Below are 19,967 nucleotides of genomic sequence, written 5' to 3' on the forward strand. Positions count from 1 at the left end.
TCTCTCCTTCGGTGAGCCGAGGGGGCCTAAGGTATTGAATAGAACCATTGCTTGGGAAGGGGCGGAGCCGAGATGACCGACACGGCGAGCGAAGGCGGCGCGATCGCGCGGCTTAATCCCGTACTGCGACAGGTGCGGGCGGGCAACGGTTTCGAGGAGGCACTGGAGCAGATCCTCCAGGTGGTCCGGCTCGGCCTGGTGCCGGGCGGCGAACGACTGCCGCCCGAGCGCGAGTTGGCGGAACGGATGGGGATCAGCCGGGTCACCCTGCGCGAGGTGCTGAAGGTACTCCAGGACCAGGGCCTGGTGGAGGCGCGGCGCGGCCGGTACGGCGGAACGTTCGTGCTCCCCCGTCCCGACCCCCCGGCCGGCGGCACGGAGGACGAGCTGCGCCGGCGCGTGGTCGGCGTGGACATCGAGGACGCACTGCGCTTCCGCGAGGTCCTGGAGGTGGGCGCGGCCGGACTCTGCGCGTCCCAGGGGCTGACCGAGGAGGGCGCGGAACGCCTGGTCGGCGCCCTGACCGCCACCCACGACGCCCCGCTGCCCGATTACCGCCGCCAGGACACCCTCTTCCACCTCACCCTGTGCGAGCTCGCCGGATCCGCCACCCTCACGGCCCAGTACGCCGCCGTCCGGGCCACCGTGAACGACCTGCTGGACTGCATCCCGCTGCTGGTGCGCAACCTGGAGCACTCGCAGCAGCAGCACACCGCGCTCGTGGAGGCGGTGCTGGAGCGGAACGCGGACGCGGCGCGCGAAGTGATGCGCGAACACTGCTGCGGAACGGCGGCGCTGCTGCGCGGATTCCTCGCGTAGCGGGGCGGGTACGGGCAGCAGCCGGAGAGGCATTCGTAACCCCTGTTTAACGCAGGGGTCTTGCGCACTCCACTCCGCTACGGCAAAGGTACGCCCCACAACCATTGCCCTACGCAGGAGCGCACATGGCCGACGACACCGGGGCACGGCGCACAGCCGTGTCCGAACCCGCCACCTCCCCCGCCGGTGGCGACAGCCACGACGAATACCACGCGCGGCGCACGCTGCGCCGCGGCAGCGCCGGCTGGCTGCTGCTCACCGGCCTCGGCGTCGCGTACGTCGTCTCCGGCGACTTCTCCGGCTGGAACGTCGGCCTCGCCCAGGGCGGCTTCGGCGGCCTCGCCATCGCCACCGCCCTGATGGGCGCGATGTACGCCTGCCTGGTCTTCTCCCTCGCGGAACTGTCCGCGATCCTGCCGACGGCAGGCGGCGGCTACGGCTTCGCCCGCCGGGCGCTCGGCACCTGGGGCGGCTTCCTCACCGGCACCGCGATCCTCATCGAATACATCCTGGCCCCGGCCGCCATCGCCATCTTCATCGGCGACTACGTCGAATCCCTGAGCCTCTTCGGCCTCACCTCCGGTTGGCCCGTCTACCTCGCCTGCTTCGCGATCTTCATCGGCATCCACCTGTGGGGCGTCGGCGAGGCCCTGCGCTTCTCCCTCGTCGTCACCGCCGTGGCCGTGCTCGCCCTGATCGTCTTCGCGCTCGGCGCCTTCACCGAGTTCGACCCGGCGGGCCTCGACGACATCGCCGTCGACCCCGCCGCCTTCGGCGCGAGTTCCTGGCTGCCGCTGGGCGTCCTCGGCATCTGGGCCGCGTTCCCCTTCGGCATGTGGTTCTTCCTCGGCGTCGAGGGCGTACCGCTGGCCGCGGAGGAGGCCAAGGACCCGGTGCGCTCGATGCCGCGGGCCCTGTCGATCTCCATGGGCATCCTCGTCCTGCTCGCGCTGATGACCTTCCTCGCCTCGACCGGGGCGCGCGGCGCCGACGCCATCAAGGACGCCGGGAACCCGCTGGTCGTCGCCCTCGACGGCAATCCCGGCCTGTCCTGGCTCAAGACCTTCGTCAACTACGCGGGCCTGGCCGGGCTCGTGGCCTCGTTCTTCTCCCTCATCTACGCCGGCTCGCGCCAGCTGTTCGCCCTCTCCCGGGCGGGCTACCTCCCCCGCTTCCTGTCCCTGACCTCGCAGCGCAAGGCCCCGTACCTGGGCCTGCTCATCCCCGGAGCGATCGGCTTCGCGCTCGCCGCGGCCACCGGGAACGGCCCGCGCATGCTCAACATCGCAGTGTTCGGCGCCACCATCTCGTACGCGCTGATGGCCCTCTCCCACATCGTGCTCCGCAAGCGGGAGCCCGGCCTGGAGCGTCCGTACCGGACCCCCGGCGGCATCGCCACCTCCTCGGCGGCCTTCGTCCTCGCCCTGTCGGCGCTGGTCGCCACCTTCCTGGTGGACAAGGACGCGGCGTTCATCGCCCTGGGTGTGTACTGCGTCGCCCTGGCCTACTTCGCGCTCTACAGTCGGCACCACCTGGTGGCCTCGGCGCCGGAGGAGGAGTTCGCGGCACTGGCGGAAGCCGAGGCGGAACTGACCCGCGACTGACCCCGCCCCCCTGGACCGCCCTTTCCCGCCCGCTCACCGCTTTCGGAGGTTGCAACCGTGCCCAGGCCGCTCATCGGCATCACGACCTACGTGGAGGAATCCACCCGCTTCGGGGTGTGGGACCTCCCCGCGTCCCTCGTACCCACCGGATACCACGAACTCGTCCGGGCGGCGGGAGGCGCAGCCGTGCTGCTCCCGCCCGACGAGCCCGGATCGGCGGCGGAGGTGCTGAGCCGACTGGACGGCCTGGTCGTCGCGGGCGGACCCGATGTGGACCCGGTCCGCTACGGAGCCGAGCGCCACCCGCGTACGGGCGCCCCCGCGACGCAGCGGGACGAGTGGGAACTCGCCCTGATCAGGGCGGCTTTGGCGGCGGGCACGCCCCTGCTGGGCATCTGCCGGGGCATGCAGGCCCTGAACGTGGCCCTGGGCGGGACGCTGATCCAGCACATCGACGGCCACGTGGAGGCCCCGGGAGTCATGTCCTGGCATCCCGTGCGCCCGGTCGCGGGCACCCGGTACGCGGCACTGGTCCCCGAGGAGGCACAGGTCCCGACCTACCACCACCAGGCCGTCGACCGACTCGGCCGCGGACTGGTCGCCTCGGCCCACGCGGTGGACGGCACGGTGGAGGCCATCGAACTCCCCGAGCCTGCCCCCTGGGTCCTCGGAGTCCAATGGCACCCGGAACGCGACAAGGACACCCGGGTGATGTCGGCGCTGGTCGAGGCCGCCTCCCTGACCCCGGCCACCGTCACCGCCTGACGGACGGGAGACGGGCGGACGGGCGGACGAGCGGACGGCGGACGGCGGACGGCGGACGGGCGGACGGCGGACGGGCGGAACCTGAGGAACTCCCCCGCCCCCGCCGGGTCGACCGGGAACTCCCGGTGCCGGCGGGCCTCCTCCGCCCCGGGCGGCCCGCCCGCCGCATCGGGGCCGCCGGCGTAGGCGTAACGGTCCGACCCGCACCGACCCGGCCGGCGTTCGCCACGCCCGGGGGCGCCGCCGGCGCCAGCCGGGCCGGCCCTGGAAGGCGCCCCTCGGGCGGGGGCCGTGCATCAGCCGTGCATCAGGGGCGAGCTCGGGTCAGCGACAGCAGGTCGCGGGCCGGGCCCGCCGGCCGGGCCCCCACGGGCCACACCGCCCGCAGCACCCGCCCCAGGGCCGCGCCCGCCACCGGCACCTCGACCAGCCTGCGGGCCGCCAGCTCGTCGCCCAGTGCCAGTTCCGACAGGACGCACGGTCCCGCCCCGCTCACCGCCGCCGCCTTCACTGCCGTCGTCGAGGCCAGCTCCAGCAGCGGAGCCGCGAGCCCTCCGCACCCCGCCAGCGCGGCGTCCAGGACCTGCCGGGTCCCCGAGCCCCGCTCCCGCAGGATCAGCGCCGTCGTCGCCAGCTCCGCCGCCTCCACCCCCCGCGACCGCCGCGTCCACGGGTGCCCCGGTGCCACCGCCACCACGAGCCGGTCCTGTGCGATCACCGCCGAGTCCAACCCCTCCGGCACGGTCAGGCCTTCCACGAAACCCAGGTCCGCTTCGTGGGCGAGCACCCGCTGGGCGACCACCGCCGAGTTCCCCGCGTGCAGGGAGACCGCCGTCCCCGGCCGCTGCCCGCGCAGCGCGATCAGCCAGCCGGGCAGCAGGTACTCCGCGATGGTCATGCTGGCGGCCACGCGCAGTCGCGAGTCGCGGCGTCCCCGCAGCGCCTGCGCACCGGCGTCGAAGGCTTCCGCCGCCTCCACCACCCGCCGCGCCCAGTCCGTGACCAGCGCCCCCTCCGCCGTAAGGGTCGAGCCGCGCGGCGAACGGTCCACCAGGGCCACGCCGAGGCGCGTCTCCATCGCCCGGATCCGACTGCTCGCGGCGGGCTGTGTGATGCCCATCCGCTTGGCCGCACCGCTCAGGCTGCCGATCCGCGCGACCGCGAGCAGCAGCTCCAGCGCTCCCAGGTCCGGTACCCGGTGCGCCAGCGGAACCCACTCCTCGTTACCCATAAAGTCAGTTTATGACCTCATAGGGGGATGACCTCTGCCGTCGGGCCGGCGCCGGCCCGACGCTGGGGCCATGGCCACCACCCTCGTGCGACCCCACGAACCCACCACCCGGACCCCCCAGGCCCACAAGGCCTTCCCGGCGCTCCGTCACCTCGGCCCCAACTGGTACGCCTCCGTCATGGGTACCGCGATCGTCGCCAACGCCGGCGCGACCCTCCCGTACCAGGTGCCCGGCCAGCGCGTGGCCTGTCAGATCGTCTGGGCGCTGTCCGCCGCGGCCCTCGCCCTCGTGCTCGCCGCCCGGGCCGGGCACTGGCTCCACCACCGCGACCAGGCCCGCGCCCACCTCCTCGACCCCGCCGTCGCCCCGTTCTACGGCTGCCTGGCGATGGCCCTGCTGGCCGTCGGCGGCGGAACCCTCCTCGTTGGCAAGGACCTCATCGGAGAGGGAGCGGCCGTCGCCGTGGATGCCGTGCTCTTCACCGCCGGCACGGCGATCGGCCTGCTCATGGCGGTGGTCGTGCCCTACCTGATGGTGGTCCACCACAAGGTCGAGCCCGCGCACGCCACCCCCGTGTGGCTGCTGCCCCTGGTCGCCCCCATGGTCTCCGCCGCGCTGGGCCCGTCGCTGATACCCCACCTGCCCGCCGGACAGCCCCGCGAGACACTGCTGCTGGCCTGCTACGCCATGTTCGGCATCAGCCTGCTGGCCACCCTGCTGATGCTGCCGCTGGTCTTCGGCCGACTGATCGTCAACGGCCCCCTGCCCCTGGCGCTGACCCCCACGCTGTTCCTGGTGCTCGGCCCCCTCGGCCAGTCCACCACCGCGGTCAACCAGCTCGCCGACGTGGCCCCCCGCGCGATCGACGCCCCCTACGCCGGAGCACTCGGTGCCTTCGCGGTCGTCTACGGGGTCCCCGTGACGGGGTTCGCCCTGCTGTGGCTGGCCCTCGCCGCCGCGATGCTGGTCCGAGCCGCCCGCAACGGCATGGGCTTCGCCATGACCTGGTGGGCCCTGACCTTCCCCGTCGGCACCTGCGTCACGGGCGCCGCCGGTCTGGCCCGTCACACCGGCCTGACCGCCTTCGCCTGGCTCGCGACCGCCCTCTTCCTGGCCCTGCTGACCGCCTGGCTCCTGGCCGCCGCCCACACGCTGCGCGGTCTGACCACCGGCCGCCTGTTGGCCGCGCCCCGCTGAGCGGGTCCGGAGAGTCAGTGCGCCGCGCGCAGGGCTTGCGTCAGCACGGCCGGGGCCTCGGCCAGCGAGGGACCGTACCAGGTCAGGTGGCGACCGCTGATCAGGGCGGACGGGCGGCCCGGAAAGGCTTCCGGTCCGTCCTCCCGCGTGAAGCGGTACGGCTCGTCCGGGAGCACCACCAGGTCGCAGCGCGCAGCGGCCAGTTCCTCCACCGGCACGCGCGGGTACCGATCGGCGTGTCCGGCGTAGACGTTGCGCACGCCCAGCCGCGCCAGCAGGTCGCCAGCGAAGGTGTCCCGACCCAGCACCATCCAGGGCCGCCGCCACACCGGCACGAAGGCGCTCAGCGGGTCGGCCGGTTCCGGGAGGTCCCACGCGCCCTCGGCGTCGTCCAGCCATCGCGGTCTCGCCAGCCCCAGCGCCCCCACCAGCACCCGGTGCAGCTCGCCCAGCGCCTGCGGCAGGTCACGCACCTCGGTGACCAGCACCTCCACCCCGGCCGCGCGCAGCGCCGCCAGGTCCGGGGCCCGGTTCTCCTCCTCGTTGGCGATCACCAGGTCCGGGCGCAGCGCCACGATCCGCGCGACGTCGGGGTTCTTCGTGCCCCCGATCCGCACCGCCCCCCGCTCCTCCAGGTCCGCGGGATGGGTGCACCAATCGGTCACCCCGACCAGCAGGCCCGGCGCGCTCACGGCCACCGCCTCGGTCAGCGACGGCACGAGCGACACCAGACGCATCCGGGTCAACGTCCCGGTGACGGCGGCTCGGAGGTCGCGTGGATGTGGTCCCCGACCGCCACGATCAGGAACCGGGTGTCCTCGGTGACGGCCCGCCAGCGGTGCCGTACTCCACCGGACAGGAACAGTGCGTCCCCGCTCTCCAGCCGGTACGCCCGCCCCTCGGCCTCCACCTGGCACGCGCCCGAGACGACGTACATCAGCTCGTCGTTGCGGTGCTGGTACTCGCGGCCGGCGTCCTGGTCCCCGGTGAATTCCACGGCGTGGAGCTGGTGGTGTCCGCGCACGAGGGGCCGAACGCCCGGCACCGGCGTGAGCCCGGATTCGTCGCCGGCCCGGACGAGGTCCACCGTGCGCGCGGTGTCGGACGCGGCCAGCAGCTCGACGGCCGTGGTCTCCAGCGCGTCCGCGACCCGTTTGAGGGACCGCATGCTGGGCCGGGCCCGCTCGTTCTCTATCTGGCTCAGGAAGGGCACCGACAGGCCGCTGCGCGCCGATACGGCGGCGAGGGTGAGATGAAGCGCCCGGCGCCGCTTGCGCACGGCCACGCCCACCCGGAGCGGTTCCTTGGCGTCCCTGTCCCGTTCCTTGTCGTCCGAGCCGTCCCTGTCGTCCATGGCGGGGCTGCCCTCCCCTTGTCCTGGTCCGTCGGCGTCCGTCGCACGTAGGTGTGCTCTAAGCACCTTACGCAGCAACCGCCTCCCGTTTCGCGTGCAAGTCATCACCCGGCTACGCCCCGGGTGAAACTTCCGTGCCGCTTCCCATCGCTCTTGCGGCCACTTTCCATGCCCCCGGCCGTCACCGGGGGCCGGCCGCGGGTGCGGCATCATCGTCCCCGTGACGACGACTCGACGCCTGATGCTGCTGGACACCGCCTCCCTCTACTTCCGCGCGTACTTCGGCGTGCCGGACTCCGTGAAGGCCCCCGACGGCACCCCGGTCAACGCGGTGCGCGGGCTGCTCGACTTCATCGGGCGACTGGTCCAGGACCACCGCCCCGACGATCTGGTGGCGTGCATGGACGCCGACTGGCGGCCGCACTGGCGGGTGGAGCTGATCCCGTCCTACAAGGCCCACCGGGTCGCCGTGGAGACCGAGACCGGACCCGACGTGGAGGAGACCCCGGACACCCTCGCCCCGCAGGTGCCGATCATCGAGGCGGCGCTGGACGCGTTCGGGATCGCCCGGGTGGGGGTCGCCGGGTACGAGGCGGACGACGTGATCGGCACGCTCACGGCGCGCGCCACCGGCCCGGTGGACATCGTCACCGGCGACCGCGACCTGTACCAGCTGGTCGACGACGCCCGGCAGCGGCGCGTGCTCTACCCGTTGAAGGGGGTCGGCACGCTCCAGGTCACCGACGAGGCCTGGCTGCGCGAGAAGTACGGGGTGGACGGTCCGGGGTACGCGGACCTGGCGCTGCTGCGCGGCGACCCGAGCGACGGGCTTCCGGGTGTCCCGGGCATCGGCGAGAAGACGGCGGCAAAGCTGTTGGACGCGTACGGCAGCCTGCCCGGGATCATCGCGGCGATCGACGACCCGAAGTCCAAGCTGACCCCCACCCAGCGCAAGCGACTGGACGAGTCCCGGCCGTACCTGGCGGTGGCTCCCAAGGTGGTCCAGGTGGCCTCGGACGTGCCGCTGCCGGTGTTCGACCCGGCGCTGCCGACGGCACCCGCGCAACCGGAACTCGTCGAGGCGCTCGCCCACCGATGGGGCCTGGGCGGGGCGGTGTCGCGCCTCAGCAGCGCGCTCCGCCCGTGAGGTGCTAACTTAGGTAATCCTAAGTTTCAGGGGAGCAAGGGGAGACGCCGTGGCAGAAGGACGCGCCCGAAAGGTCGACACCGCAGTCGTCGTACGCACCGAGCGGCTGACGCCGCACATGGTGCGGGTGGTACTGGGCGGTGCCGGACTGGCCCGATTCAGCGCGGGTGAGTTCACCGACCACTACATCAAGCTGCTGTTCGCACCCGAGGGCGTCACCTACGCGGCGCCGTGGGACCTCGACCGGATCCGCGCGCAGTACCCGCGCGAGGCGTGGCCGCGCCAGCGGGCGTACACGGTCCGGTCGTGGGACCCGACGCACCTGGAACTGACGCTCGACTTCGTCCTCCACGGCGACGAGGGCCTGGCCGGCCCGTGGGCGGCCCGTGTCCAGCCGGGTGAGCTCGTACGCTTCCTCGGCCCCGGCGGCGCCTACGCACCGGACCCGGCGGCCGACTGGCACCTGCTGGTGGGCGACGAGAGCGCGCTGCCCGCGATCGGCGCGGCGATGGAGCGGATGCCGGGGGGTGCGCGCGTCCACGCGTTCGTTGAGGTCGAGGGCCCGGACGACGAGCAGAAGATCGCCACCCCGGACGGCACCGTCCCGGTCTGGCTGCACCGCGGCACCCGCCCGGTCGGGGAAGCCCTGGTCGAGGCGGTCAGAGCCCTGGAGTTCCCCTCCCGCGAGGTCCACGCCTTCGTCCACGGGGAGGCCGGCTTCGTCAAGGGCCTGCGCCGCCACCTCCGCCTGGAGCGGGGCATCCCCAAGGAGCGCCTGTCGATCTCCGGCTACTGGCGGCTGGGCGAGACGGACGAGGGCTGGCGGGCGATCAAGCGCGACTGGAACGCCGAGGTTCTGGCCGAACAGGAATCCGCAGCCTGACCCTGCCGCCGGACCGGGGTGTGGGGTTCCGGGGTGTGGGGTTCCGGGGTGTGGGATCACCCGTTCGGCGGGACAATTGCGGCATGCCCACGCTCCGCGTGCTGATCACGGTCGGGGCCGCGTTGGTCCTGGCCACGACCGGGACGGCTGCGGCCGAGCCCAGCCCGCCCCCGGCGCCCAAGCCGCAGATCACCGACGGGGCCGTCGACACGGCGCTGGCCCGCCTGGACAACGCCATCGCCGACGGCATGCGCCGCACGGGCGTCCCCGGGCTCTCCGTGGCCGTCGTCCACCACGACGAGGTCGTCTACCTCAAGGCCTTCGGAGTCCGCCGGACCGGCGAGACGGCCAAGGTCGACCCGGACACCGTCTTCCAGATCGCCTCCCTCTCCAAGCCGATCTCGTCCACGGTCGTGGCCGGCACGTTGAAGGACCCGGCCGACTGGGACCGCCGTACCGAGGCCGACCTGCCCGGCTTCGCCCTCAAGGACCCCTGGGTCACGGACCACGTCACGACCGCCGACCTCTTCTCCCACCGCAGCGGACTCCCCGACCACGCCGGGGACCTGCTCGAAGACCTGGGCTACGACCAGTCGTACATCCTCGACCACCTGCGCCTGGAGCCCCTCTCCCCCTTCCGCGCGAGCTACGCGTACACCAACTTCGGCTTCACCGCAGCCGCCGAGGCCGTCGCCCGCACCCACGGCACCAGTTGGCAGAAACTCAGCGAGGACACCCTCTTCAAGCCCGCCGGCATGACGCACACCAGCACCGCGTTCTCGGCCTTCGCGAACGCCCCCAACCACGCAGCCACCCACGTCAAGAACCCAGACGGCACGTGGTCGCCCCGCTTCGTCCGTGATCCGGACGCCCAGGCCCCGGCCGGCGGAGTGAGTTCCACCGCCCCGGACATGGCCCGCTGGATGCGGCTCCAGCTGGCGGGCGGCACCCTCGACGGGAAGCGGATCGTCCCCGCCGACACCCTCGCGGTCACGCACCTGCCCCAGATCCTGTCCCAGCCGCCCACCCCGCCCGCCAACCACACGGGCTTCTACGGGCTCGGCTGGAACGTCTCCTACGACGATGCGGGCCGGCTCCGCCTCAGCCACTCCGGAGCCTTCGACCTCGGCGCCAACACCAACGTCACCATGCTCCCCCTGGAACGGCTCGGCATCGTCGTCCTCACCAACGGCGCCCCGGTCGGCCTGGCCGACGCCATCGCCCTCGACTTCTTCGACACCGCCGAACACGGCAAGCCGACCGCCGACTGGCTGGCGATCGCCGCCGCGATGTACGCCCAGCTGGACGACGCGGGCCGCTCTCCGACCGACTACGCCCACCCGCCCGCCGGTGCCAAGCCGGCCCGCGCCGACAGCGCGTACACCGGGACCTACGACAACCCGTACTACGGGAAGCTGACCGTGACGGCCAACGGCAACGGCGGCCTCACCCTCTCCCTCGGCCCGAAGCCGATGCGCTTCCCGCTCACCCACTACGACGGCGACACCTTCAGCTACGTGACCACCGGCGAGAACGCGGTCGGCCGCACCGGCGTGACCTTCGGCGACGGGACGGTCCGCATCGAGTACCTGGACGCCGACCACCTCGGCACTTTCACCCGTCCGTAGCCGCATAGCCTGGACCCGATGAGACGCAGAGCCCAGGCACCCCCCTCGCCCCTCCCCCAGGTCGCCGGCATCGACCCGGTCCGGCTGCGGTTGCCCGCCGACCCGGACGGGCGGTGGCACGACCTCGGCGGCTACCTCGCCGCGCGCTACGCCGGCACCCGTGGCGCCGGGTCCATCGAGCTGCTGCTGCGCGGCGGGCGGGTGTTCGGCGCCGGCGGTCGGGTCCTGCGCGCGGAGGATCCGTACGAGCCGGGGGCCTACCTGTGGTTCCACCGGGACATGGAGCCGGAAGCGACGGTGCCGTTCCCGATCCGCACCGTTTACCGGGACGCGCACCTCCTGGTCGTGGACAAGCCGCACTTCCTGGCGACCACACCGCGCGGCAGCCATGTCACCCAGACCGCCCTGGCCCGGCTGCGCGCCGAGCTCGACCTGCCCGAGCTGAGCCCGGCACACCGGCTGGACCGGCTGACCGCCGGGCTGGTGATGTTCAGCATCCGCCCCGAGGACCGCGGCGCGTACCAGCTGCTCTTCCAGGAGCGCCGGGTCCACAAGGAGTACGAGGCCCTCGCCCGCCACGACCCGGCGGTCGACCTCCCCCGCACGATCCGCAGCCGCATCGAGAAGACCCGCGGGGTGATGGCCGCGGTCGAGGTCCCGGGCGGCGAACCGAACGCCGAGAGCCTGATCGAACTCGTCGGCACCAAGGGGGACCTGGGTCGCTACCGGCTGACCCCGCACACCGGCCGCACCCACCAGCTGCGCGTGCACATGAACGGCCTGGGCCTGCCGATCCTCGGCGATCCGGTGTATCCGCAGGTCACCGACCCGGCACCGGACGACTACCGCCGGCCGCTCCAACTCCTGGCCCGCGCCGTGGCGTTCACCGATCCGGTCACCGGCGCCGCGCACCGGTTCGAGAGCGGGCTGTCCCTGCGGGCCTGGGAGGACTTCGAGGGCTGGGCCGGGTAACCCACGCTTGTCCGCGCGCCGGCCTTCACCGCACCGTGCGGGACCAAACCCGCCTGGTCCCGGCCCAGTTCGATACTCGCGGAGGTGGCGGCGAGGAACGTGCAGTACGGCGTCCTTCGGCTCCCCGCGCATCCGGCGGAACCGGGTGAACCGCGAACCGGCCGCCTAGGAAGCCCCAAGACCGCCTAGCCGACCGAGCTGTAGGCCACCACGCCCCGAAGCAGCGCGTCAACGGCCTTGCGGGCATTTCGCGCCACCGTGCTCCCGCCCTGCGAGGACGGCGGAGCCGAGGACGCCGGGGCCGCAGCCGCGATCTGCCCCAGCACGTCGATGACCTGCTTGCACCAGCGCACGAAGTCGCCGGCCGGCATCTCCGCCTCGCGCAGCACCTCGTCCAGGCTCTTGTCGGAGGCCCACTGGTACGCGGCCCAGGCGAAGCCCAGGTCCGGCTCGCGCTGTCCGACGCCCTCCGCCTGGTTGATGCGGTGCTCCTCCTCCAGCGCGTCGAGCCGGCCCCAGATCCGGACCATCTCGCCCAGCGCGGCCTTCGCCGCGCCGCCCGGCACCTTCGGCGCCACCGCGTCGTCGGACTGCCTCGACTCGAAGACCAGCGCCGAGACGCAGGCCGCCAGCTCAGCCGGGCTCAGGCCCTCCCAGACCCCGGCGCGCAGGCATTCGGACGCCAGCAGGTCGAGTTCCCCGTACAGCCGGGCGAGCCGCTTGCCGTGCACGGTGACCTCGTCCTCGCGCAGGTAGTCCAGCTCGGTGAGCAGCGCGTGGATCCGGTCGAAGGTGCGGGCGATGGTGTTCGTCCGGCCCTCGATGCGCCGCTCCAGCTGCTGGGTGTCCCGCTTGAGGCGGTGGTAGCGCTCCGCCCAACGGGCGTGGTCCTCGCGCTCGTCGCAGCCGTGGCAGGGGTGTGCCCGCAGCGCGGCGCGCAGCCGGGCGATCTCGCGGTCGTCGGCGGCAGCGGCCCGGCCGCGGCCCCGCCGTTCCACCGTGATGTGCCCGGCCTTCGCCCGGAGTTGGGAGGCCAGGTCCCGACGGGACTGCGGCGAGCGGGCGTTGAAGGTCTTGGGGATCCTCATCCGTTCGATGGCCTCGACCGGGACCGGGAAGTCGATCGCGGCGAGCCGCTTGACCTGCCGCTCGGCGGTGAGCACCAGCGGGCGCGGGCCCTCGGTGTACTCGTGGCCGCGGTGCCCGTTGACCCGCCCGGCCGGTACGCCCGGGTCGAGGACCAGCGCGAGCCCGGCGAACTTGCCGGTCGGCACGTGGATGATGTCGCCCGGCTTGAGCTTCTCCAGCGAGCCGGCCGCCTGGGCGCGGCGCTGGGCCGCACCCTGCTTGGCCAGGTCCGTCTCCCGGTCCTTCAGGTCGCGGCGCAGCTGCGCGTACTCCTCGAAGTTCCCGAGGTGGCAGGTCATGCCCTCCCGGTAACCGTCCATGCCCTCCTCGTTGCGCTGCACCTGCCGGGAGATCCCGACGACCGAGCGGTCGGCCTGGAACTGCGCGAAGGAGGTTTCCAGCAGCTCGCGCGAACGGTGCCGCCCGAACTGCTGGACCAGGTTCACGGCCATGTTGTACGAGGGCTTGAAGCTGGAGCGCAGCGGGTACGTACGCGTGCCCGCGAGCCCGGCGAGCGCCGCCGGGTCCATGCCCCGCTGCCAGAGCACCACCGCGTGGCCCTCGACGTCGATGCCGCGCCGCCCGGCCCTGCCGGTGAGCTGCGTGTACTCGCCGGGGGTGATGTCGGCGTGCTGCTCGCCGTTCCACTTGACCAGCTTCTCCAGGATCACCGTGCGCGCGGGCATGTTGATGCCCAGCGCGAGGGTCTCGGTGGCGAAGACGGCCTTGACCAGGCCGCGGACGAAGAGCTCCTCCACGACCTCCTTGAAGGTGGGCAGCATGCCGGCGTGGTGCGCGGCGATGCCCCGCTCCAGGCCTTCGAGCCACTCGTAGTACCCGAGGACGTGCAGGTCCTCGGTGGGGATGGAAGCGGTCCGCTCCTCGACGATCTCGCGGACCCGCAGCCGCGCCGAGTCGTCGTTGAGACGCAGGCCCGCGTACAGGCACTGCTGGACGGCGGCCTCGCAGCCGGCCCGGCTGAAGATGAAGTTGATGGCGGGCAGCAGCCCGTCGCCGTCGAGCCGGCCGATGACCTCGGGACGGCCGGGGGTCCAGATCCGGCTGCGGGAGCGCCGCTCGCGCTCGCGGTCGGCTTCGCGGACCATCTTGCCGCGCCGCCGTTCCTTCGGGTTGTACGTGCGGCTGTTCTCCTCGCGCGCCATGCGCAGCAGGTCGGGGTTGACCTCGCGGCGTGCGGAGCCACGGCCTCCGTGGTCGGACTCCTCCTCGAAGAGGTCGTAGATCCGGCGTCCGGCCATGACGTGCTGCCACAGCGGGACGGGGCGCTCTTCGGAGACGATCACTGCGGTGTCGCCGCGCACGGTGTCGAGCCAGTCGCCGAACTCCTCGGCATTGGACACGGTGGCCGACAGCGACACCAACGTCACGGACTCGGGGAGGTGGATGATCACCTCTTCCCAGACGGCTCCGCGGAACCGGTCGGAGAGGTAGTGGACCTCGTCCATCACCACGTAGCCCAGGCCCAGCAGCGACTGCGAGCCCGCGTACAGCATGTTGCGGAGCACCTCGGTGGTCATCACGACCACGGGCGCCTCCGGGTTGACGCTGTTGTCACCGGTCAGCAGGCCCACCTTGGCGGCGCCGTAGCGCTTGACGAGGTCCGCGTACTTCTGGTTCGACAGGGCCTTGATGGGCGTCGTGTAGAAGCACTTGCGGCCCTGCCGCAGGGCCAGGTGCACGGCGAACTCGCCGACGATGGTCTTGCCCGAGCCGGTCGGGGCGGCGACCAACACGCCCTTGCCCGCTTCCAGTGCCTTGCAGGCGTCGACCTGGTACGCGTCCAGGTCGAATTCGTACATCTCGCGGAAGGGGGCCAGGGCGGAGGCCTCTTCGGCGGCGCGGATCCGGGCAGCGGCGTACCGCTCGGCGGGTGAGAGTTCTTCGGTCATCTTGTTGTCGAGCCTACCCGCCGGCTCTGACAACAGTCGCGATCTTTATGCCGAACCCCGGGCTCCGGGACCGGGCCCGCGGTCCGGCGCCGCCCTACCCGAGGACCCGCAGGGCCGCCGGTACGCACTCGGCGGTCACGGGCAGCGGTCCGAGCGGCTCCCCGTCCGCGTAGGCGGTGATCCCGGCGGCCTCCAGCGTGACCTTCGCGGCCCGGTGGACGGTCACCTTCGGGTGGCTCAGATGGGTCCCGCGGTAGACCCGCGGGAAGACCTTGAGCAGCGTGGACCGGCTGCAGTCGCCGACGACCACGACGTCGAAGAGTCCGTCGTCGGGCACGGCGTCCGCGCAGATGCGCATGCCGCCCCCGTACGAGGAGCCGTTGCCCACGGCCACCAGCACGGCCTCGGTCTCCATCACCGGGCCGTCGTCGAGGGTGATCCGGTACGGGATCGGCGTGAAGGCGGCTAGTTCCGCGAGCATCGCGAGGTCGTACTTGAACCGGCCCGCCGGCAGCCGCATCCGGTTGCCCCGGTCGTTGACGCGCGAGTCGAAGCCGGAGCACAGCACGGTCCCGTACCAGGTCCCGCCGGTGTCCGTCCGGGGGGATCCCGCGGCGGCCCGACCGAGGTCGATCTCGCGGACCCGGCCCTCTTTGAGCGCCTCGGCGGCCAGCCGGCCCGCCTGTGCGGGCTCCCGTACGGGCAGCCCCAGCGCCCGCGCGAAGTCGTTGCCGGTCCCCACCGCGACCACCCCGAGCGGCACCAGCGTGCCGGCCAGGGCCTGGAGCGCCAGCGAGACCATCCCGTCGCCACCGACGGCGATCACCGCCCCGGTGCCCTCGCGGACGGCGGTGCGCAGCCGGGCCAGTGCGTCCCCGGCATCGGCGCCGAGGACCGTCCGTACGGAGAACCCGGCGGCCCGGAGTGCGGAAGCGGCCGGCTGCGCTGCGTGTGCGCCCCGGCCGCGGCCTGCGGCGGGATTGACGAAGAGGGTGATCTCAGCGCTCACTGGGGTTCCCCCCACACGTAGTCATGGGGGAGGAATGTACCTGTCAGGTGGCGTCGTCGTAACCGTTGATCTGCCGGCGTCCGCCGTCGGCCTGCTCGGGCAGGGCGGTCGGGGCCTGCACCGCTTCCAGCTCCCCGATCGGCGCGGGCGTGAGGTCGATCTCGGCGGCCTCGTCGTCGTCGAGGAGCGCATCGGGGTTGTTGCGGCCCCGCCTGCGGTCGTTGACCAGACAGATGCCGAGCGCGACGAAGTAGAGGGCGACGATCGGTGCGGCCAGCGACAGCATGGTCAGCGGATCGCCGGTGGGCGTCGCGAACGCGGCGAAGATCGTGATGCCCAGCACCATGGCCCGCCACCAGCTCGCCAGCCGCTTCGCGGTGAGGACCCCGGTGAAGTTCAGAAGAATCAGCAGCAGCGGCAGCTCGAACGCCAGGCCGAAGACGACGACCATGCGCGTGACCAGGTCGAGGTAGTCGTCGACCGGGAGCAGGTTGCGCGCGTGCTCGGGGGTGAAGTCGAGGAGGATCGTGGCGGTCTGCGGCAGGAGCTTGTAGGCGAGTACGGCGCCGGCGCCGAACAGCGGGGCGCCGACCGCGACGAAGCCCGTCGCGTAACGCTTCTCGTGGTTGTGCAGGCCGGGGGCGACGAAGGCCCACAGCTGGTAGAGCCACACCGGGGCGGAGAGCACCACACCGGCGGTGAGCGAGACCTTGAGGGCGATGGAGAACGGCGCGATGAGGCCGTTCACGGTCATGTCGGCGCAGGGCCGGCCGTTGCGTTGCGAGACCACCCCGTCGGTGCAGCCGACGGAGTCCAGCATCGGCTTCAGCATGAAGTCGATGAGGTTCTTGTAGGAGAAGGCGGCGACGACGGTGATCACGAGGATCGCCAGGACCGACTTCAGCAGGCGGTTTCGCAGCTCACGCAGGTGCTCGACAAGCGGCATCCGCCCTTCGGCGTCCTTCTCCTGCTTGCTTTGCTTCCCCTGCTTGCGGGCAGACTTGAGCAACCCACGTCCCTTGTCTCGTTGCAGCTGACCGGCATGATCGTGACCGCGGCGGCGCGGTCGGACGATCAGCCCTGGGTGGTGTGGTTCGGCTCGTTGACGGGCCGCGAGCTGGTCACGTCGCCGGGCGCGGCCTTGATGGTGCGGGGAGCGGCAGCCTGCTGCGGGGCCTGGTCCGCGACCGTCGCGGCGGTGCCGGCGTCCTCGGCCGCGCCGTCGTTCTTCATGGCCTTGGCCTCGCTCTTGAGGATGCGGGCCGACTTGCCGAGGGAGCGGGCCATCTCGGGGAGCTTCTTCGCACCGAACAGCAGCACGATGACAGCGATGATCAGAAGGATCTCAAGGGGCTTCATATTGCCGATCATGTGTGTCTTCCTTCTCACCGAAACGGCTGGTTGTGGTGTCGGCGGCCCGGACCGTGGTCCGTGACCGCTCAAGAAAGGATCGTAACCCCCGGGGGTTAACGCCCGGCAATCCCCTGGGGTACCACGCCTTGCGCACGACTGCGACCGACGGTACGGGTCCCGTCCCCTACTTTCCAGAGACGTGCGGGGCTCGGGCCCGCGGTCACGGGCCTGCTGCCCGCCCGGCCCGCGCCAGATCCGTCGCCGCACGCTCCAGGTCCTGCGAGGCGTCCGTGATCCGACGGCTGGCCCGCGCCACCTGGCCGGACAGCCGCCGCACCTCCACGTAGACGCGTAGGGCGAGAACGGCGAGAACGGCGAGCCCCAGGAACCCCAGGGCGATTGCGAGCATCGGCCACAGCATGGGACGAGCCTAGGCCACCGGCCCCCTCAGATGCTGCGCAGGGTGCTCACGCCGCCGCCGGTCAGCAGTTCCACAATGCGCTCCCCCGCCGGCTTGCGCACGCAAGCCCCGCACTCGGGACAGGTGAAGGAGTAGAACGTGGTCCGCCGGCTCCCGCCGATCACCAGTCTCAGCGCCCCCGCGGGCAACTCGAAGCGGGCACGGCAGTCGGTACAGGCCGCCTTGAAGGAGACCGGTTCGACCGTCCCGGACCGCCCCGGCGGCCCCGCCGCGGCACGCACACCCCGTGGCCCGGACATTGGCGACATCGCTCGGTGCTCCCCTCAGCCGTTCTTTCCGTCCGGTACGACCCCGTACCGGACGCCCGCGTAGGGCCCGGGCCCGGTGCCGCCCCGCTACTTCTCCTTGCTCAGCCCTGTTCCCCGTACCCGGCGAGGGCCTCCCGGGCCGCCTGCCGCGCGCTGTCCGCCAACTCCACGGGCGCCACGATCCGGCCCTCCCGCCCCAGCCGCAGCGCGAGGCGGCGCAGCGAGGCCGGGTCCGGGCTGCGCAGCGTGATCCGCAGACCCCCGTCGGACAGCTCCTCGGCACTGTCGTGCGGGTAGTACTCGGCGACCCAGCGACCGCCCGGACCCACCTCGACGACGACCTCCGGATCCTCGGCGGACGGTTGTACGAGCCCCTCGGACAGGTCCCGCGGCTCGATGGCGGGCGGCTCGGCCCGCTCGTCCAGCAGCCGGATCTCGGCGACCCGGTCCAGGCGGAAGGTGCGCCGCGCCTCGGAGAGGTGGCACCAGCCCTCCATATAGGTGTGCCCCACCGCGAACAGCCGGATCGGGTCGACCGTGCGCTCGGTCAGCTCGTCCCGCGCCGGAGAGTAGTAGCGCAGCCACAGCCGCCGGCGCTCCGCGATGGCCCGGTCGACGTCCGCGAAGACCCCGCCCTCCGCCTCGAAGGTCACCGACAGCCGGGAACTGGCTCCGGCCGCCTCGCCCGCGGCGGCCTCCAGTTTCGCGGTGGCCCTCAGCAACGCGTCCCGATCGCTCTCGCGCAGGCCCGGCAGCGTCGCCACCGCGCGGGCGGCGACGAGGAGCGCGGTGGCCTCGTCGGCGGCGAGGCGCAGCGGCTCGGCGGTGGACTCCCCCGACGCGTCGGGGTTGCGCCACCAGATGCGCTCCCCGTCGGTGTCGATGTCGAGCAGGTCCCCGCCGCGGAAGCTGGTCCCGCACATGGGCAGCACGTCGAGGTCCGAGATCAGCTCGTCCTCGGTGATGCCGAAGGCGCGGGCGACGTCGGCGACGTGCGCCCCGGGGCGCTCGCGCAGGTACGTCACCAGGGACAGCATCCGGCGGGTCTGGTCGATGGCGTTGGCAGCCATGCTGGTACGTCTCCCCCTCAGGGCACGTCTTGCGAACGGTGCGGTGGTGCGATCTGTGCGGACGGTGCGGGACGGTGCGGATCGTGCGGCGGGCCTTGGCGGGGCCGGCCCGCCGGGGCGGCGGCCTCAGCCCCCGGCGACGGCGCGCAGTCGGTCCACGACGTCCGCCCGCAGGTCGGCGGGCTCCACCACCACCACGTCCGGCCCGAACTCGACGAGCCACGCGTCCAGCCCGTGCCCGTACGGGATCTCCAGCTCGTCCCAGCCGTCCGCGCCCTCGCGCACGGCGGTGGCCTTGGCCCGCAGCGGGTAGCCGGCCCCGGCCCGCAGCCGGATCAGCGCGGAGCGGTCCGCGCTCTCCCCGGCCCAGCTCGCCACGGTCTCCCGTACGGTGACCACGTCCGGAACCTCCGCGGTGTACTTGGCCGCCCTGGAGCGGACCTTTCCGGTGATCCGGGAGAGCCGGAACACCCGCTCCGCCCCGCGGTCGCGGTCGTAGCCCGCCAGGTACCAGTGGCCGCGCCAGCACTCCAGCGCCCACGGCTCCACCTGACGGGTCTCGGGGCGGGCGGCGGTGGACTTGCGGTAGTCGAACACCACCGGCCGGCGGTCGCGGCAGGCCAGCATCAGCGGTTCGAAGGCCGCCTCGTGGACCGGGATGCGCGGCTCGATGGCACTGTGCTGGCCCTCGTACGGGTCCTCCGCTTCCGGCATCCCGCCCGCGCGCAGCTTCTGCAGGGCCCCGCTGGCGGCTCCGGCGAGACGGGCCTGCTGCCAGACCTTGGCCGCGAGCCCCAGCGCGGCGGCCTCCTCGGCGTCCAGGGAGACGGGCGGCAGCCGGTTGCTGTCGCGGCGGGCGAGGTAACCGGTCTCGCCCTCCAGGTTCTCCACCGTCTCGATGACCAGGCCGAGTTCACGCAGATCGTCCTTGTCCCGCTCGAACATGCGGTTGAAGGACTCGTCGTTGCCCGCTTCCATGTAGGCCTCGATGGAGCCGCGCAACTCGCGCTTGCTCAGCGGCCGACGGGTCCCCAGCAGACACAGCGCCAGATTCATCAGCCGCTCGGACTTGGCAATCGCCATCGACGCCCTTCCGCCCTTCTCCGCCTACACGTTGCACGACACGCACGACACACGTCCGTGACCGTTGACCGTACCGCCCCGGCG

19 protein-coding genes are annotated in these 19,967 nt (G+C 72.5%); 8 read left to right on the forward strand and 11 right to left on the reverse strand.

Annotated features, from left to right (window positions below; all coding sequences use genetic code 11):
- Positions 1-72 precede the first annotated feature (72 nt).
- From ABZZ20_RS14170 to ABZZ20_RS14180, 3 genes are all read left to right on the forward strand, one after another.
- A complete protein-coding gene (locus ABZZ20_RS14170; protein WP_356869678.1) occupies positions 73-819 on the forward strand; it encodes an FCD domain-containing protein in 747 nt (248 codons plus the stop codon).
- A 125-nt stretch (positions 820-944) separates the two neighbouring features.
- Complete coding sequence (gene eat, locus ABZZ20_RS14175) at positions 945-2,423, forward strand: ethanolamine permease (protein ID WP_356869679.1); 1,479 nt, start codon at positions 945-947, stop codon at positions 2,421-2,423.
- A 57-nt stretch (positions 2,424-2,480) separates the two neighbouring features.
- Positions 2,481-3,188 carry a gamma-glutamyl-gamma-aminobutyrate hydrolase family protein gene (locus ABZZ20_RS14180; protein WP_356869680.1) on the forward strand — a complete coding sequence of 236 codons (708 nt, stop codon included), beginning with the start codon at positions 2,481-2,483 and terminating at the stop codon, positions 3,186-3,188.
- Between the two features lie 307 nt (positions 3,189-3,495).
- Here ABZZ20_RS14180 and ABZZ20_RS14185 read toward each other — a convergent pair whose 3' ends face one another.
- On the reverse strand, positions 3,496-4,419 hold the full coding sequence (locus ABZZ20_RS14185; RefSeq protein WP_356869681.1) for a LysR family transcriptional regulator: 924 nt from the start codon (positions 4,417-4,419) through the stop codon (positions 3,496-3,498).
- Between the two features lie 178 nt (positions 4,420-4,597).
- Here ABZZ20_RS14185 and ABZZ20_RS14190 point away from each other — a divergent pair, with 178 nt between their 5' ends.
- Positions 4,598-5,617, forward strand: a complete 1,020-nt coding sequence (locus tag ABZZ20_RS14190) for a TDT family transporter (protein ID WP_356869721.1) — start codon at positions 4,598-4,600, stop codon at positions 5,615-5,617.
- Positions 5,618-5,631: 14 nt separating this feature from the next.
- Here the strand turns inward: ABZZ20_RS14190 and ABZZ20_RS14195 are convergent, their stop codons facing one another.
- Positions 5,632-6,354: a helical backbone metal receptor gene (locus ABZZ20_RS14195; protein ID WP_356869682.1), complete on the reverse strand. Its 723-nt coding sequence runs from the start codon at positions 6,352-6,354 to the stop codon at positions 5,632-5,634.
- Between the two features lie 5 nt (positions 6,355-6,359).
- A complete protein-coding gene (locus ABZZ20_RS14200; protein ID WP_356869683.1) occupies positions 6,360-6,971 on the reverse strand; it encodes an XRE family transcriptional regulator in 612 nt (203 codons plus the stop codon).
- 241 nt (positions 6,972-7,212) lie between these two features.
- Between ABZZ20_RS14200 and ABZZ20_RS14205 the strand changes: the two genes are divergently transcribed.
- The 4 genes from ABZZ20_RS14205 (at position 7,213) to ABZZ20_RS14220 (ending at position 11,601) form a co-directional block, all read left to right on the forward strand.
- The gene (locus ABZZ20_RS14205) at positions 7,213-8,118 is read left to right on the forward strand and encodes a 5'-3' exonuclease (RefSeq protein WP_356869722.1); all 906 of its coding nucleotides are present in this window, start codon (positions 7,213-7,215) and stop codon (positions 8,116-8,118) included.
- Positions 8,119-8,167: 49 nt separating this feature from the next.
- Entirely contained in the window at positions 8,168-9,001 is an 834-nt protein-coding gene (locus ABZZ20_RS14210) for a siderophore-interacting protein (RefSeq protein ID WP_356869684.1), read from the forward strand.
- 83 nt (positions 9,002-9,084) lie between these two features.
- On the forward strand, positions 9,085-10,629 hold the full coding sequence (locus tag ABZZ20_RS14215; RefSeq protein WP_356869685.1) for a serine hydrolase: 1,545 nt from the start codon (positions 9,085-9,087) through the stop codon (positions 10,627-10,629).
- An 18-nt stretch (positions 10,630-10,647) separates the two neighbouring features.
- Positions 10,648-11,601: an RluA family pseudouridine synthase gene (locus ABZZ20_RS14220; RefSeq protein ID WP_356869686.1), complete on the forward strand. Its 954-nt coding sequence runs from the start codon at positions 10,648-10,650 to the stop codon at positions 11,599-11,601.
- 185 nt (positions 11,602-11,786) lie between these two features.
- Here the strand turns inward: ABZZ20_RS14220 and ABZZ20_RS14225 are convergent, their stop codons facing one another.
- From ABZZ20_RS14225 to ABZZ20_RS14260, 8 genes are all read right to left on the reverse strand, one after another.
- Positions 11,787-14,639: a DEAD/DEAH box helicase gene (locus tag ABZZ20_RS14225; protein ID WP_356869687.1), complete on the reverse strand. Its 2,853-nt coding sequence runs from the start codon at positions 14,637-14,639 to the stop codon at positions 11,787-11,789.
- 94 nt (positions 14,640-14,733) lie between these two features.
- Positions 14,734-15,648, reverse strand: a complete 915-nt coding sequence (locus ABZZ20_RS14230) for a diacylglycerol kinase (RefSeq protein WP_356869688.1) — start codon at positions 15,646-15,648, stop codon at positions 14,734-14,736.
- A gap of 43 nt (positions 15,649-15,691) precedes the next feature.
- Positions 15,692-16,657: a twin-arginine translocase subunit TatC gene (tatC, locus tag ABZZ20_RS14235; RefSeq protein ID WP_356869689.1), complete on the reverse strand. Its 966-nt coding sequence runs from the start codon at positions 16,655-16,657 to the stop codon at positions 15,692-15,694.
- A 65-nt stretch (positions 16,658-16,722) separates the two neighbouring features.
- Complete coding sequence (gene tatA, locus ABZZ20_RS14240; RefSeq protein ID WP_356869690.1) at positions 16,723-17,019, reverse strand: Sec-independent protein translocase subunit TatA; 297 nt, start codon at positions 17,017-17,019, stop codon at positions 16,723-16,725.
- Between the two features lie 202 nt (positions 17,020-17,221).
- Positions 17,222-17,422 carry a hypothetical protein gene (locus ABZZ20_RS14245; protein WP_356869691.1) on the reverse strand — a complete coding sequence of 67 codons (201 nt, stop codon included), beginning with the start codon at positions 17,420-17,422 and terminating at the stop codon, positions 17,222-17,224.
- Between the two features lie 26 nt (positions 17,423-17,448).
- The gene (locus ABZZ20_RS14250; RefSeq protein ID WP_356869723.1) at positions 17,449-17,721 is read right to left on the reverse strand and encodes a hypothetical protein; all 273 of its coding nucleotides are present in this window, start codon (positions 17,719-17,721) and stop codon (positions 17,449-17,451) included.
- Positions 17,722-17,831: 110 nt separating this feature from the next.
- On the reverse strand, positions 17,832-18,800 hold the full coding sequence (locus ABZZ20_RS14255) for a WYL domain-containing protein (RefSeq protein ID WP_356869692.1): 969 nt from the start codon (positions 18,798-18,800) through the stop codon (positions 17,832-17,834).
- A 126-nt stretch (positions 18,801-18,926) separates the two neighbouring features.
- On the reverse strand, positions 18,927-19,883 hold the full coding sequence (locus ABZZ20_RS14260) for a WYL domain-containing protein (protein ID WP_356869693.1): 957 nt from the start codon (positions 19,881-19,883) through the stop codon (positions 18,927-18,929).
- Between the last annotated feature and the right edge of the window lie 84 nt (positions 19,884-19,967).

This window comes from Streptomyces sp. NPDC006430 (assembly GCF_040612395.1).
Lineage (GTDB): Bacteria > Actinomycetota > Actinomycetes > Streptomycetales > Streptomycetaceae > Streptomyces.

Excerpts from the sequence above, each read along its gene's own strand:
- ABZZ20_RS14170 (WP_356869678.1), top strand. The coding sequence starts at position 73 with ATGACCGACACGGCGAGCGAAGGCGGCGCGATCGCGCGGCTTAATCCC.
- eat (WP_356869679.1), top strand. The coding sequence starts at position 945 with ATGGCCGACGACACCGGGGCACGGCGCACAGCCGTGTCCGAACCCGCC.
- ABZZ20_RS14185 (WP_356869681.1), bottom strand. The coding sequence starts at position 4,419 with ATGGGTAACGAGGAGTGGGTTCCGCTGGCGCACCGGGTACCGGACCTG.
- ABZZ20_RS14190 (WP_356869721.1), top strand. The coding sequence starts at position 4,598 with ATGGGTACCGCGATCGTCGCCAACGCCGGCGCGACCCTCCCGTACCAG.
- ABZZ20_RS14195 (WP_356869682.1), bottom strand. The coding sequence starts at position 6,354 with ATGCGTCTGGTGTCGCTCGTGCCGTCGCTGACCGAGGCGGTGGCCGTG.
- ABZZ20_RS14200 (WP_356869683.1), bottom strand. The coding sequence starts at position 6,971 with ATGGACGACAGGGACGGCTCGGACGACAAGGAACGGGACAGGGACGCC.
- ABZZ20_RS14205 (WP_356869722.1), top strand. The coding sequence starts at position 7,213 with ATGCTGCTGGACACCGCCTCCCTCTACTTCCGCGCGTACTTCGGCGTG.
- ABZZ20_RS14215 (WP_356869685.1), top strand. The coding sequence starts at position 9,085 with ATGCCCACGCTCCGCGTGCTGATCACGGTCGGGGCCGCGTTGGTCCTG.
- ABZZ20_RS14220 (WP_356869686.1), top strand. The coding sequence starts at position 10,648 with ATGAGACGCAGAGCCCAGGCACCCCCCTCGCCCCTCCCCCAGGTCGCC.
- ABZZ20_RS14225 (WP_356869687.1), bottom strand. The coding sequence starts at position 14,639 with ATGACCGAAGAACTCTCACCCGCCGAGCGGTACGCCGCTGCCCGGATC.
- tatA (WP_356869690.1), bottom strand. The coding sequence starts at position 17,019 with ATGATCGGCAATATGAAGCCCCTTGAGATCCTTCTGATCATCGCTGTC.
- ABZZ20_RS14245 (WP_356869691.1), bottom strand. The coding sequence starts at position 17,422 with ATGCTGTGGCCGATGCTCGCAATCGCCCTGGGGTTCCTGGGGCTCGCC.
- ABZZ20_RS14250 (WP_356869723.1), bottom strand. The coding sequence starts at position 17,721 with ATGTCCGGGCCACGGGGTGTGCGTGCCGCGGCGGGGCCGCCGGGGCGG.
- ABZZ20_RS14255 (WP_356869692.1), bottom strand. The coding sequence starts at position 18,800 with ATGGCTGCCAACGCCATCGACCAGACCCGCCGGATGCTGTCCCTGGTG.
- ABZZ20_RS14260 (WP_356869693.1), bottom strand. The coding sequence starts at position 19,883 with ATGGCGATTGCCAAGTCCGAGCGGCTGATGAATCTGGCGCTGTGTCTG.